14 protein-coding genes and 1 tRNA gene are annotated in these 13,637 nt (G+C 56.6%); 5 read left to right on the forward strand and 10 right to left on the reverse strand.

Going from position 1 to position 13,637, the window contains the following annotated elements:
• Positions 1-306: 306 nt before the first annotated feature.
• The 3 genes from msrQ to ACRZ91_RS21045 all read right to left on the reverse strand — a co-directional run bounded on the left by msrQ (position 307) and on the right by ACRZ91_RS21045 (position 2,496).
• The gene (msrQ, locus tag ACRZ91_RS21035; RefSeq protein WP_480908434.1) at positions 307-921 is read right to left on the reverse strand and encodes a protein-methionine-sulfoxide reductase heme-binding subunit MsrQ; all 615 of its coding nucleotides are present in this window, start codon (positions 919-921) and stop codon (positions 307-309) included.
• 4 nt (positions 922-925) lie between these two features.
• The gene (gene msrP, locus ACRZ91_RS21040) at positions 926-1,825 is read right to left on the reverse strand and encodes a protein-methionine-sulfoxide reductase catalytic subunit MsrP (RefSeq protein WP_170546668.1); all 900 of its coding nucleotides are present in this window, start codon (positions 1,823-1,825) and stop codon (positions 926-928) included.
• Between the two features lie 131 nt (positions 1,826-1,956).
• On the reverse strand, positions 1,957-2,496 hold the full coding sequence (locus ACRZ91_RS21045) for a winged helix-turn-helix transcriptional regulator (RefSeq protein WP_480908374.1): 540 nt from the start codon (positions 2,494-2,496) through the stop codon (positions 1,957-1,959).
• A gap of 40 nt (positions 2,497-2,536) precedes the next feature.
• Between ACRZ91_RS21045 and ACRZ91_RS21050 the strand changes: the two genes are divergently transcribed.
• The gene (locus ACRZ91_RS21050) at positions 2,537-2,914 is read left to right on the forward strand and encodes a VOC family protein (RefSeq protein ID WP_010441157.1); all 378 of its coding nucleotides are present in this window, start codon (positions 2,537-2,539) and stop codon (positions 2,912-2,914) included.
• 75 nt (positions 2,915-2,989) lie between these two features.
• Here the strand turns inward: ACRZ91_RS21050 and clpB are convergent, their stop codons facing one another.
• Positions 2,990-5,608, reverse strand: coding sequence for an ATP-dependent chaperone ClpB (gene clpB, locus ACRZ91_RS21055; RefSeq protein WP_480908376.1), 2,619 nt, complete (start codon positions 5,606-5,608; stop codon positions 2,990-2,992).
• 127 nt (positions 5,609-5,735) lie between these two features.
• On the reverse strand, positions 5,736-6,056 hold the full coding sequence (locus ACRZ91_RS21060) for a hypothetical protein (RefSeq protein WP_480908378.1): 321 nt from the start codon (positions 6,054-6,056) through the stop codon (positions 5,736-5,738).
• A 141-nt stretch (positions 6,057-6,197) separates the two neighbouring features.
• Between ACRZ91_RS21060 and pyrF the strand changes: the two genes are divergently transcribed.
• Entirely contained in the window at positions 6,198-6,902 is a 705-nt protein-coding gene (gene pyrF, locus ACRZ91_RS21065; protein WP_480908380.1) for an orotidine-5'-phosphate decarboxylase, read from the forward strand.
• Positions 6,903-7,182: 280 nt separating this feature from the next.
• On the opposite strand, the gene ACRZ91_RS21070 is transcribed toward pyrF, so the two are convergent.
• Positions 7,183-7,575: an NUDIX hydrolase gene (locus tag ACRZ91_RS21070; RefSeq protein ID WP_170475938.1), complete on the reverse strand. Its 393-nt coding sequence runs from the start codon at positions 7,573-7,575 to the stop codon at positions 7,183-7,185.
• An 89-nt stretch (positions 7,576-7,664) separates the two neighbouring features.
• Here ACRZ91_RS21070 and ACRZ91_RS21075 point away from each other — a divergent pair, with 89 nt between their 5' ends.
• A complete protein-coding gene (locus ACRZ91_RS21075; RefSeq protein WP_480908382.1) occupies positions 7,665-8,918 on the forward strand; it encodes a DNA polymerase IV in 1,254 nt (417 codons plus the stop codon).
• Positions 8,919-8,920: 2 nt separating this feature from the next.
• Here the strand turns inward: ACRZ91_RS21075 and ACRZ91_RS21080 are convergent, their stop codons facing one another.
• Positions 8,921-9,793: an N-formylglutamate amidohydrolase gene (locus ACRZ91_RS21080; RefSeq protein ID WP_480908384.1), complete on the reverse strand. Its 873-nt coding sequence runs from the start codon at positions 9,791-9,793 to the stop codon at positions 8,921-8,923.
• 150 nt (positions 9,794-9,943) lie between these two features.
• On the opposite strand from ACRZ91_RS21080, the gene ACRZ91_RS21085 reads away from it, so the two are divergent.
• Positions 9,944-10,018: transfer RNA gene (locus tag ACRZ91_RS21085), tRNA-Val, on the forward strand.
• A gap of 90 nt (positions 10,019-10,108) precedes the next feature.
• Positions 10,109-10,234, forward strand: a complete 126-nt coding sequence (gene ykgO / locus ACRZ91_RS21090; protein ID WP_005648635.1) for a type B 50S ribosomal protein L36 — start codon at positions 10,109-10,111, stop codon at positions 10,232-10,234.
• An 83-nt stretch (positions 10,235-10,317) separates the two neighbouring features.
• On the opposite strand, the gene ACRZ91_RS21095 is transcribed toward ykgO, so the two are convergent.
• The 3 genes from ACRZ91_RS21095 to ACRZ91_RS21105 all read right to left on the reverse strand — a co-directional run bounded on the left by ACRZ91_RS21095 (position 10,318) and on the right by ACRZ91_RS21105 (position 13,573).
• Positions 10,318-11,748, reverse strand: coding sequence for an NAD-dependent succinate-semialdehyde dehydrogenase (locus tag ACRZ91_RS21095; protein WP_480908386.1), 1,431 nt, complete (start codon positions 11,746-11,748; stop codon positions 10,318-10,320).
• Positions 11,749-11,852: 104 nt separating this feature from the next.
• Positions 11,853-12,797, reverse strand: coding sequence for a LysR family transcriptional regulator (locus ACRZ91_RS21100; protein WP_170475947.1), 945 nt, complete (start codon positions 12,795-12,797; stop codon positions 11,853-11,855).
• Between the two features lie 2 nt (positions 12,798-12,799).
• Positions 12,800-13,573, reverse strand: coding sequence for an aspartate dehydrogenase (locus ACRZ91_RS21105; protein WP_480908388.1), 774 nt, complete (start codon positions 13,571-13,573; stop codon positions 12,800-12,802).
• Positions 13,574-13,637 lie beyond the last annotated feature (64 nt).

Consider the following 13,637-nt stretch of genomic DNA (forward strand, 5'->3'; position numbering starts at 1 on the left):
ACCTCAGATGCCCACCGTCTCTCCGATGCGTCTCAACCGTCTCTCCGGCTCGTCCCCGCCGTTCCCAGCGTCCCAGCAACCGCCTCAGCAGCGCCGGTGAAGGGCGTTCTAAGTATATCGCCCAGAAGCCGCAAGTGGAAAAATCAAAAAAACAGAAAAAAACACAAATGTCAAATTTTAATGCACAAAAACAAACGGTTATGAGAGCAACTCAGCCGCAGCACCCGGAAGTCGCTAACGCCGACCATCGCAAAACAGCGCCATAGATATGTTATTCACACGGTTACCCACAGACTCGCCCACGAGTCAGGCTGAATCGGCCTGTCTAAACCGGATCAGGAATGTTGTGACCGGTAGGCGTAGGACCAGAAGGCCCAGAATAATTGCCAGGTAAACTAACGGCTCGATCTGAAACCCCTTCGCCAGCATCACATAATGAAGCGCGCCCAGAATTGCAGCAGGATAGACCAGACGATGCAATTTGCGCCACCGAGGCCCCATACAGCGAACCGACCAATTGTTGGATGTGATCGCAAGCGGCAGCAACAATACAAAGGCAGCCATACCAACGGTTATATAGGGCCGCTTGATAATGTCCGCCCAGATTTGGCTAGGGATCTGCACGTCCAACAACAACCAGATCAGCAAGTGCAATGCGACATAGGAAAATGTCAGTACACCTATCGCGCGGCGGAACTTCATCAGATTTAGGCCAGCGAAGCGACGCAAGGGCGAAATCGCGAGACCAAGAATCAGAAGCTGCAGCGCCAGCTCGCCAAACTCATGCTCGAGCGCCTCGATCGGCTCGACCCCGAGACCACCGATCATGCCCTGATAGAACAACCAAGGCGCTGGCAGCGCGCCCAGCAGATAGACAGTCCAAATGGGGATCCGTCGTAAGAGGTCGTTGAGCCGCTGCATCATCTCAGTAGTTCTTCGCCAGATCCATGCCTTCGTAAAGGCTGGCGACCTCATTTTCATACCCGTTGAACATCAGCGTCGGGATTCGTTTGGCGAAAAGACCACCGCCGATTTGCCTCTCCGATGCCTGTGACCAGCGCGGATGATCCACATTGGGGTTCACATTGCTGTAGAAACCATACTCACGCGGGCCCGCCATGTTCCAACTTGTCGGAGGCTGCGTATCCGTCAGCGTAAGCCGCACAATCGATTTGATCGATTTGAAACCGTATTTCCATGGCACAACCAATCGTAAAGGCGCACCGTTTTGGTTCGGGATATCCCTGCCATAGATCCCAGTTGCCATAATGGTCAGCGGGTGCATCGCTTCATCCAAACGCAACCCTTCGCGATACGGCCAATCGAGCACCGGATATGCGACACCGGGCATCTCATCCGGACGATAGGCCGTTTCAAAGGCCACGTATTTCGCGCCATCCTGAACACCAGCCATGCCGAGCAAATCTGCCAGTTCGAACCCGTTCCACGGGATCACCATCGACCATGCCTCGACGCAGCGGAAACGATAGATTCGCTCCTCGACCGTCATTTCAGACATGATGTCATTGAAATCATATTCTCCGGGGCGGTCGACCAAGCCGTCGATGGTGACACTCCAGGGTTCGGTCACCAGCGTGTGCGCATATTTCGCCGGGTCATCCTTGCGGGTCCCGAATTCGTAATAGTTGTTGTACGAAGTGATCTCTTCCCAGGTATTAGGCTCAAGCGCCTCGGCCGCTGCGGGGCGTGCAAGGCCCGCCAGCCCGACACCCGCCAAACCGGCCATGACCTGCCGCCGGTTCAGAAACGCCGCCCTTGGGGTGACGTCTGCATGCGTCAGTTTGTTGGTCCAGCGATGCGCCATTTGGTTCTCCGTCATTCATTAACCTCGGAACTGAGGTAAGGTCTGATAGCACAGAGCCAAGGAAACAGGCGTCACGATTGAGCGAACAGATTGTAACGTAAACCGCGCATGCTTTTGCGCGGGAATAACAGTCACCCTATATTCAAGCCGACAACACGGTTTATTTCGCAGCCCAGATTGACCGCCTGATAGGTCGGATAAGGCAGCCGGGCCGAAGTTTCGATATCGCGTCGAACCCAGTCCTGCGCCTCCAATTGCTTGAGCGAGGATGACAATGCACGGTCCGTGACCACCTGAAGATCCGACCTAAGCCCAGAAAAGCGCCGAGGTTGGCGGGTCAACGCCAGTATAGGAACCGTCCAGCTGCGGCGCAGTAGCTTCAATTCGGTATTATCAGGCACCAAAGCCATGATTTCTGCCGCTACAGCCGCCGCCTGCACCCCGCCTTTGGTCAAACGGAATTCAGGTCGCAATGGGTGGCCGTGGCCCGGGTTCCGTTCAAGAAAGCCAAGGCTAACCAGATGCTCCAGACTTGCTGCAAATGCCGTCCGGCTTGCCCCGATCGCGGCGAGTAATGGCGCCTGCCTGCCCGAAACCCCACTATGCAACTGCGCAAGAATATTCAGCGACCAGGCCCGAGAGGTAAGCTTGACAAGTGTCTTAATGTCCATAAAGTATAGTTACTTTATTTTAGGACAAAAGGAAAGTTCCATGCCCCTCGTTTCCTTAGAAAACACCATCACTCTTGCCATTTCGGTCAAAGACCGCCACGCCAGCGCACAATGGTACAATGAGAAGCTCGGGTTTGAATTGGTCCATCATATTGATGAGGCGGGTTGGAGCGAGATGTTGACCAAAACCGAGGGCGTGACCCTTGGCTTGGGCGAGCAGGCAGAACCAGCGCCCGGGAACACCGTTCCGGTCTTTGGAGTGGCTGATATCGCAAGCGCACGCGATGCTTTGGAGGGCGCAGGAGTTCGGTTTGACGGCGAAACCGAGACAATCGAGGGGATGGTCAGCACTGCCACATTTTACGACCCGGACGGCAATGCAATGATGCTGGCGCAGGACTTGGCCGGACAGGCCTGAACGCTCTCCACCCTTTTTAGCGCCACTACCAAAAAAAGACCCGCCAGATTGGCGGGCCTCTTCAGTTCTTAAGGCTTAGTGAACCACTGCATCGTCAGGGCGCGGGCGTTCCGATGTGCCCAGCCGATCGCCGATGATCAATCCATCCGTGCCTGCTGTGACAGGTACAGTCTCGCCATCCTTGATCTCACCGGCCAGCAATGCCTCGGCCAGCGGGTTCTGCAAGGCTCGTTGGATCACGCGTTTCAGCGGGCGGGCACCGAAGACCGGATCATAGCCTTCGTTCGCCAGCCATTCCTTGGCGCCATCGTCCAAGGCCAGCTCGATCTTGCGGGCAGCCAGACGTTTTTGCAGGCGTGCCATCTGGATATCGACGATGCCATCCATATCGGCCCGCTTGAGCCGATCAAAGATGATGGTTTCGTCCAGACGGTTCAGGAATTCCGGCCGGAAATGCGCCCGGACCGCATCCATCACATCGCGCCGTGCCTGGGCGCTGTCCGCACCTTCAGGCAACTGGCTGAGCGCCTGGGACCCAAGGTTCGACGTCAGGATGATCAGCGTCTGCTTGAAGTCCACGGTGCGGCCCTGGCCATCGGTCAGAACGCCATCATCCAGAACCTGAAGCAAAACGTTGAACACATCCGGGTGCGCCTTTTCGACCTCGTCAAACAGCACGACCTGATATGGCCTGCGCCGCACGGCTTCCGTCAGCACACCACCTTCATCATAACCGACATAGCCCGGAGGAGCCCCGATCAGACGGGCGACCGCGTGTTTCTCCATGAACTCGGACATGTCGATCCGCACCATCGCGTTGTCGTCGTCGAACAGGAAGTTCGCCACGGCTTTGGTCAGTTCGGTTTTCCCGACGCCGGTCGGCCCGAGAAACAGGAACGAGCCCAGCGGGCGGCCTTCGTCGTTCAAACCAGCCCGCGCACGGCGCACGGCGTTGGCCACGGCGGTCACCGCCGAATCCTGACCAATCACGCGGGAATGCAGCTCATCTTCCATGCGCAGCAATTTCTCGCGCTCACCTTCCAGCATTTTTGAGGTCGGGATACCGGTCCAGCGTTCGACCACCGAAGCGATCTGTTCGGGACGCACCGTTTCCTCGGCCATCATGGCGTTGCTTTCGGCGTTTTCGGCCTCGGTCAGCTTTTTCTCAAGCTCGGGAATGACGCCGTAGGAGAGCTCACCCGCCTTGGCCAGATTGCCTTCGCGCTTGGCGATTTCCAGATCAGCGCGCGCCTTGTCGAGCTGCTCCTTAAGATCACGCGCACCCGCCAGCTTATCCCGTTCGGCCTGCCACTGGGCGGTCATCTCGGCGGATTGCTCCTGAAGGTCGGCCAGATCCTTTTGCAAGGTTTCTAGACGATCCTTGGAGGCCGCGTCATCTTCCAGTTTCAGCGCTTCTTCCTCGATCTGCATCTGCAGGATCTGACGATCCAACTGATCGAGTTCCTCGGGCTTGGAATCCACCTCCATCCGCAAACGCGACGCCGCCTCATCGACCAGGTCGATTGCTTTGTCGGGCAGGAAACGGTCGGTGATATAGCGATGCGAGAGCGTCGCCGCCGAGACCAGCGCCGAGTCGGAAATACGCACACCATGGTGCAGCTCGTACTTTTCTTTGATGCCGCGCAGGATGCTGATCGTGTCCTCGACCGTTGGCTCGGTGACCATCACAGGCTGGAACCGGCGCGCAAGGGCCGCGTCTTTTTCGACGTACTTGCGATACTCATCCAGCGTGGTCGCGCCGATACAATGCAGCTCCCCCCGGGCAAGCGCAGGCTTGATCAGGTTGGCAGCATCCATCGCGCCGTCGGACTTACCCGCGCCGACCAGCGTGTGCATCTCGTCGATGAACAGGATGATTTCACCGGCGGCCTCGGTCACTTCGGTCAGAACAGCCTTCAGGCGCTCTTCAAACTCGCCACGGTACTTCGCACCAGCGATCAGCGCCCCCATGTCGAGCGCAAGCAGCTTTTTGTCCTTCAGCGATTCAGGGACGTCGCCGTTGACGATGCGCAGGGCCATGCCCTCGGCAATCGCGGTTTTACCGACGCCGGGTTCCCCGATCAGAACTGGGTTGTTCTTGGTTCGGCGCGACAGAACCTGCATCGAGCGGCGGATTTCCTCGTCCCGCCCAATGATCGGGTCGATCTTGCCTTCAGCGGCCGCTTCGGTCAGGTCGCGCGCGTATTTCTTAAGCGCGTCATAGCCCTCTTCCGCCGATGCGGTGTCAGCGGTGCGCCCCTTGCGGATGTCGTTGATCGCCTCATTCAGTTTCTGGGCCGATACTGCACCGGCCTCCAAAGCCTCTTTGGCTTTGGATTTCACCATACACAGCGCCATCAAAACGCGTTCGACCGGCACAAAGCTGTCGCCCGCCTTGGTGGCAATCTTCTCTGCCTCATCCAAAACCTTGGCAGTCTGGCCATCCATATAAATCTGGCTCGCGTCGCCGCTGACCTTTGGGATCTTGCCCATTGCAGCGTCCAACGCCTCAACCACACGGTTCGGTGCGCCGCCAGCGCGTGTGATCAGGTTGCTCGCCAGCCCCTGATCGTCATCCATCAATGCTTTCAGAATATGTGTGGGTTCCAGCCTTTGGTGCCCCTCACGCAGCGCAATGGTCTGCGCCGCTTGCACGAATCCCCGTGCCCGCTCGGTGAACTTGTTCAAGTCCATAGCATTCTCCTTTTCTTAAGCGCCCCGCTTTGACGCGCCCGCTTGGCGGCACGCGTCGGTCTGGGCCTCACATTCAATTTGGGAAATGTCTTTTCCCATTCAAGGGGCTAGAGCAGATAATTCGGCGTCACCCGCGCGGAATGGAATAGACGGTATATCCGCCGGTTTGGCCCATAAATTCAGCATCATACATTTCAACCAAAGATTGCTCTGCACTGCTGCCTGTGGGACATGAAACCAGATCAGCTGTATGATCGAGGAAGTTGCCGGTATAGGCTGTCTCCCCTGTCAGTTGGCACCAGTCGTCTTCCGATCGATACCCACGCACCAGCAGAAGATTGTCATTGGTTGGAGCCGGTGCAGCACCAGTTTCGGGCGGATCACTCTGAGGCGCGTCTTCGCATGCGGCCAGCATCAGTGCCACGCCAAGTAGAATTACTTTTTTCATCTTTTTTATCCCTGTTCTAAACGTTTGCACATTAGCACATTGCGCAATTTAGTACGTGAACCGCTTCACCTCAGGCTTCGCGCATAGACAGATCGCCCCGAACCCGTTAGGACGCACACGTTTGCCAAAAAGGAGCGCCCTATGTCCGATGACCGCCTGATCGTAGCCCTCGATGTCCCAAACGCCCTGCAGGGTCTGGCCATGGCTGAGCGGCTGGGGGATGCTGTTTCGTTTTACAAGATCGGGCTGGGGATGCTGACCGGCGGCGGGCTGGCATTGGCCAACGAGCTTAAACAGGATCACGGCAAGCACATATTTCTGGACATGAAGCTGTTCGATATCGGCAATACTGTTGAAAATGCGGTACGTGGGTTGGCGCAGTTTGACTTGGACTTCCTCACTGTTCATGGCGACCCGCATGTGGTGCGCGCCGCAAAGGAAGGTGCAGCGGGCAAAGACCTGAAGATTTTGGCGGTCACCGTCCTGACATCCCTGAACAGGGACGATTTGGATGCGAGCCTTTTGAAAGCGGGCGACGTTCAGGACCTTGTGGTTGAACGTGCAGCCAAGGCATTTGAGGCGGGGGCCGATGGCGTCATCGCCAGCCCTCAGGAGGCTGCTCTGATCCGGGCCCTACCCCAAGCCGAAGGCCGCCTGATTGTCACGCCTGGAGTGCGCCCGACTGGCTCTGCACATGGCGACCAGAAACGAGTCGCAACCCCAGCCAGCGCAATTAGAGACGGCGCGGACCACATAGTGGTGGGTCGTCCGATCTATGAGGCGGAGAATCCACGAGCCGCCGCAGAAGCCGTTCTGAACGAACTAATTTCTTTGCCGCGGCACTGACTGAGCAACCGGATTAATGCTGAATAGAGGACAAGTTCGACCTGCAACCAGTTGACCTTACGTCAATTTTCACTGCAGCCGCGCCAAATCGCCCCTGTGCCCGAAAACACACATGAAAAATACGAGTTTATTGCACGATTGGCTTGAAGGTATCGAAATGGGCGAATTTGCGCGATTCTGGGCTTGAGACACTCCCCAACGGGCCATCTCTTCCTGAGGTCCGTTTCCTCCCCCCGCACCAGCGGGGGGCTTTCTTCTGAGAACAACCAACCCTTTTCCACTACCCAAGTTCGGTAAGGTAATCCTTTAGACGGGCAACGAAATTGGGTATTGCAAGTGGGTCGGCCAAATAATCTTGAGGGTGCATCAGGCACCATCCCTGCCCTTCGTCACCAAATTGGACAAGATGCACATCTTGGGCCGGGCGTCGGGCAACAAAGAACCAGCTTTGATCGTATTGACGGGACCATACAAGATCAGTTTCCGACAAGCTCAGCCCAACTTCTTCGACCGTCTCTCGCAACGCACATTCAATGGGGGATTCGCCCTCCTCTCGCCCTCCGCCGGGGAAATCAAAATGCCCGGGAAAGGGGATATCATCTTTTTGGTCTCGCAAAATCACAAGTAATTCTTCCCCTAGGAACAGCGCAGTTTTGGCCCCCGTGAAATCCATCAATCCCCTTTTTATTCCGGCCCAATCGAGATAGCTTCTAACCGACCCAGAGACTTCGCCAAGTCGAAACTGGCCCGAAAGAACCTGTAATGCCTGCCATCTGTCGCGATTGCTTAAATCAAATAGAGCAGAGCAAGCGCTGCACATACTGTGGCAGCCCACGATTGAAATCGCACCCCGAGTTGTTCGATCTAACCATCGCCCACATGGATTGCGATGCGTTCTACGCATCTGTCGAAAAGCGCGATAATCCCGAACTGGCAGACAAGCCGGTGATTATCGGGGGTGGAAAGCGCGGGGTGGTATCGACCGCGTGTTATGTCGCGCGAATACGCGGCGTGCGATCAGCGATGCCAATGTTCAAGGCACTTCAGCTGTGCCCCGATGCGGTCGTGATCAAACCGCGCATGTCGGTTTATGTCAGCGTTTCACGCCGAATCCGGGAGATGATGGACGAATTGACGCCTGTTGTGGAACCGCTGTCACTGGATGAGGCGTTTATGGACTTGTCGGGCACTGAACGACTGCATGGTGCGCCACCAGCTGTAATGCTGGCACGGCTGGTCAGACGAATGAAGGATGAACTTGGCTTGACCGGCTCAATCGGTCTTAGTCACAACAAGTTTTTGGCCAAGGTTGCTTCAGATCTGGACAAACCGCGCGGGTTTTCGGTGATCGGCAAGGATGAAACAGCTGAGTTTTTGCACGATAAACCAGTGAGGCTGATCTGGGGAATCGGCCCGGCTGCACAGGAATCGCTGGATCGTGCAGGAATTCGAACATTTGCCGATCTTCTGCGCTGGGATCAGGAGGCACTGACCGCCCGATTCGGATCGATGGGCTATCGCTTATGGCATCTGGCCCGAGGGCAGGATAAGCGGCGCGTCTCTGCGCATGAACCGATGAAGTCGATAAGCAACGAGACCACGTTCTTTGAAGACACCGCCAGCATCGAAATATTAGACGGACACCTGTGGCGCATGTCCGAAAAAGTGGCCGATCGCGCCAAAGCCAAGGGATTGGCGGGTCGGATTGTGACGCTGAAACTGAAACAAGCCGATCACAAAGTCATTACCCGGCGCGTGTCATTGCGCGACGCGACACAGATCGCGGACAGGATATATCGCACGGCGCGCGGATTGTTCGATCAGGTCGGGGATCAGGGCCCGTATCGCCTGCTTGGATGTGGCCTATCCGATTTGTGCACCGAGGATCAGGCCGATATTTCGGGTGATTTGCTAGATCCCGGTGCCACACGCAGATCCCAGGCTGAACGGGCCACAGACGATATTCGCCGCCGATTTGGTAGTGATGCGATCGTTAAGGGACGCGCGCTGCGCTAAGGCTATTCGGCAGCCAGCGACAACGGCTCGGACCCTATGGAGGCAATCTTGCCGGTGACCTGCCGCAGTACCTCACGGAACGATTGAAAGTTGCCGTTTGGCTGAATTGTATCTTCGTCCATATAAAGAGAGCGGTCGATCTCGATCTGGATCGCGTGTTGCTGCCGGGTTGGGCGGCCATAGGTCTGAGCGACATAGGCCCCTGCGAAAGGCGCATTACGTGCCACATTCAGGCCCGCATCTGTGAACGCAGATTCAATCTGATCGACGATCAACCCCGAGGCAGCAGCACCAAACCGATCACCCAGAACGATCTCGGGGCGCGTACTGCCAGAGCCGCCGGCCATTGCGACCGCCTCATGCGGCATCGAGTGGCAATCGATCAGGATCGCTTGCCCGAACATCTCGTGCGATTCGGACAGAAGGGATTTCAGTTTTTGGTGATAGGGCCGCCAGTAAGTGTCGATCCGCAGGCGCGCTTCGTCCATCGTCAACTTACCACTGTAAATCGCGCGCCCATTGGCGACCACGCGGGGGATCACGCCCAGCCCCGAAGCCACACGCGGATTGTGCCCGTGACGGCGCGCGCCCTGAATCAGCGCCGGATCCAATTCATCTGCACTGCGATTCAGGTCCAGATAGGCGCGCGGCATGGCCGCGGCGAGGAATGGCGCTCCGGATTCCGGGGCCGAGTCGAATAGCTGATCGACATAGGCATCCTCGGAAGACCGAATCATTTTACGGTTCAGTACAGACCGTTTAAGCAACGACGCGGGATATGCCCGACCACTATGCGGAGAGGCAAATACCACGCATGAGGTACGCTCTGCGGGCATATCCAGAACATAGGCTGCATTGGTCGCTGCGTTGGGCATGGGCTCTCCGTTCGTTCGCATTGAACATAGACCGGAAAATAGTTCTGCCAAACCCCTTGATCCCCCTAACGACTCCTTTTATAGACCCCGCTACCGGCGCGGGGTTCCGCGCCCCATTTCGTTATGGGGTAGGCCAAGCGACGGTTTCATGGGCGGTTAGCTCAGCGGTAGAGCACTTCGTTGACATCGAAGGGGTCACAAGTTCGATCCTTGTACCGCCCACCATGAATTCACTGCTTCGGATTTCCGGGGCACCCGATTAACCCAGGCGCTGGCCACGTCCTTGATGAAGGCGCCGCAGATTGGAGACAGACCATGAAGGTCAAGAACTCGCTCCGCTCGCTCAAGAACCGGCACCGTGATTGCCGGGTTGTGCGTCGCAAAGGCCGCGTCTACGTGATCAACAAGACGCAGCGCAAGTTCAAAGCTCGTCAGGGCTAAGAACTGCACATATCCGAATAAGAAACCGCGCCTTTGAGCGCGGTTTTTTGTTTAGGGGTGAAGTGATTTGTGCGCCGCGTGGGTTAAGAGAGTTTGGCCGAGTGCCAGACATGCTTGACCGTCATGTAGTTCTCCAACCCTTCGGTTCCGCCCTCACGGCCATAGCCGCTGGATTTCATACCACCAAAAGGCGTTTCGGGCATCGAGGCTTCGAGCGTGTTGATCGACAGATTGCCCACCTCGACCTCATCAATCAAACGGTCGATATAATCTGCACGATTGGTGAAGGCATAACCTGCCAATCCATAAGGCACCGAATTTGCCTGCTCTATCGCATGATCCAATGAAGTGACCGGATTGATTACCGCCACCGGACCAAAAGGTTCTTCCTGCATGATACGGGCATTGTCGGGCACATTCAGTAGGACCGTGGGCTGAAAGAAGTAGCCCTTGTCACCATGTTTGGCTCCGCCCGTCGCAACCGTCGCGCCCTTTGCGCGGGCGTCTTCCACCAGTTCTGTCAATGCAGGTACCCGGCGATCATTGGCCAGTGGCCCCATCTCAACATTTTGGCCCATCCCGTTGCCGACAACAGTTGCAGCGGCGCGTTCGACGAACGCGTCTGAATACGCATCGAAGATGCTTTCATGGGCAAAGAACCGAGTCGGTGATGTACAGACCTGCCCGGCGTTGCGCATCTTTCGAACCGCGCTTGATACACCTGCCGCCCAAACATCGGTATCTTCGCAAACAATTACGGGCGCATGGCCACCCAGTTCCATCAGCACCTGCGTCATATGTTCGGACGCAAGCGTGGTCAGATGGCGGCCCACTGCTGTCGAACCGGTAAAAGCCACAAGCCGGATCGGTTCCTGCGGGATCAAGTGGCCAGAGATTTCTGCTGGGTTGCCGAACACAAGATTCAACACACCCGGAGGCAATCCAGCGTCGTCAAAGGCCTTTGCGATATGGATCGCACCCGCCGGTGTTTCTTCGGCCGCTTTCAAGATGATCGAACAACCTGAGGCGAGCGCACCAGCGATTTTCCGTGCCGGCTGGCTCATAGGAAAGTTCCAAGGTGAAAACGCGGCGGCCACACCGATGGGCTGGTGATGTACCGCGAATTTATGACCCGGCGCAGCGGGTATGATCCGTCCATAGGTGCGCATTGCTTCGCCCGCGTCCCACTCAAAGAACTCGGCCCCTCGGATCACCTCAAGTCGGGCCTGTTTCAGCGGTTTGCCATGTTCCAAAGTGATGGATTGAGCGATCTCCTCCTGACGTTCCCGCATCAGTGCAGCAGCACGCAGGATCGTATCAGCACGTTCACGTGGTGCGGTGCGGCTCCAGATCTTGAGGCCTTTGACAGCCGCATCAAGCGCATCATCCAGATCGCTTTTGGACGCACAGGGAAGACGTGCGATTTCTTCTTCGGTCGCCGGGTTCACGACAGGCACATCCTGGCTGGTCGTGCGCCATTTTCCTGCGATGAACAGCTTAAGCTCAGGATACATGTAATTGATGCCTCCGAATTAGGACCCTTTCAACTCATGCAATGGCTGACATTACTTCAAGTGAATTGGATGAATACTGATATCAAATTGGCGAATACCTGATCCTATTTCTGTTGCACTGCTTGGTGTAGCGCGGCTTTGAACGCCCGGCCTGCCGGGGACAGATCGGCATCGGCACGAAATGAAACTCCGATGGGCCCCTGACCAAAGGGTACGTCCCAATCCAACGGTGTCAGATAGCCGTGGGCAACGTCCTGCGAGACAACTTCGGCCGGCATAAGCCCAATCAAATCGCGCGATTGCAGCAAAGCCCGGTTGGTTAGATAGGACACGGATTCTATCATCACCGGCGGCACATATTGTTGCTGACCAACGAAGAAATGGTCGAGCTGTCGTCTGAGTGTGGTTTCCAATGGGGGCACAATCCAGCCAAAAGGCTTGGTCTGGGCAAACGAGATGTTCTTACGCCTGGCAAGGGGGTGCTGATTGCCAACAACTGCAAGTATGTGATCCTCGAACAGTTTCTCCTGCCTGATCTTGTCACGGTGTCGGTGCGAGGGCAGACGTCCTACCACCATATCGATTTCACCTGACAGCAATCGGGGCATCAGAACTTCATTCGTGCCTTCATTGATCTTGATTGCCACGTTCGGGCGATCGGCCAACAATATTTCAATTGCCGTTGGCAGCAGGCTGGTCGAGGCGGCGAGCAGAGTACCCACAACCACACGCCCCGAATTTCCCTCATTCAGATCATCAAGTTCCTGCGCTGCGTTTGAGACTTGTGCAAAAATCAGCTTGCCATGACGGATCAGGGTCTCTCCGAACACAGTGGGGATGACGCCGCGATTGGTTCGGCTGAATAGTTTGACCTCAAAGTCTAGTTCAAGATCCTGAATCATCTTGGTCGCAGCGGGTTGCGAAATGCCCAGCTCGCGCGCGGCATTCTGGATATTGCCGTGTGCGCCTACGGCAACAAGCAATCGCAACTGGCGCAATTTCAGCCGAGTCAGGGCGCGGTCGACGATGCGTGAATGACGTCCAACCATGGTCAGAGCACGACCGGACTTGAAATCTGTTCGAGTTTCGAGATGACGCTCATCGCGGCCAGTGCGGAGCTGCGCGGATTGTCAGGCAGTGAATTTCCGCTGATCTGAAATTGGAACTGCCCGAAATCGCCTTCGGCTTCGATCTCGTGGATGTTGCGCGTGATCGATGGGTCAGCGATCAGACGGACCTGCGTTTGGTCGAAACCCAGCCCTGCCAGCGCAACCGCCGCCGCAACATTCGCGTTTTTAGGATATCTCAGTGCAGCCTCTCGGGCGGTGCCGTTGAAATGCGTTTCCGCGATTGTCAGAGCCTCCAGGTCCAGTTTGTCCGCAGCCGGTGAACCCATCCAGCCCAGTGGCGGTTTCCGCCCGACATAGGTGACTTTTTCCAGCTTGCCCGTCGCGGCGGCACTAAGGCAATCGAGCGCTCCGATCGCACCGCTGGCCAAATGCAGCTTTGCCCCACCTTCCCGTGCGGCCGATGCCAACGCATTTGCCACCCGCTGATCCGCCAGTGCGCCAATGGAAACGGTAACCAGATCGAGGCCGCAAGCCAGAATCTGAGGCCCGTGCTCCTCCAGTGCCCGATGGCCCGCGCAATCAATCACCAGTTCCGTATTCGCCGTGAGATTCGAAACCGAATCTACAAGCAGTTCCGGATTTTGCGAAACGCTGCCCGATCTCACCAGCACCGCGCAAACCGAATGTCCCCGGGCCTGAACCGCGTTCGAAACATATTGCGCAATCGCGCCTTTACCAATCAATCCGATCTTCATGCGGCAAGCCTACTCCAGCGCTAAAGATTTCTAAATTGATAATCCATGGATATTCTATTTTCCG

The organism is Ruegeria sp. O11 (assembly GCF_056535285.1).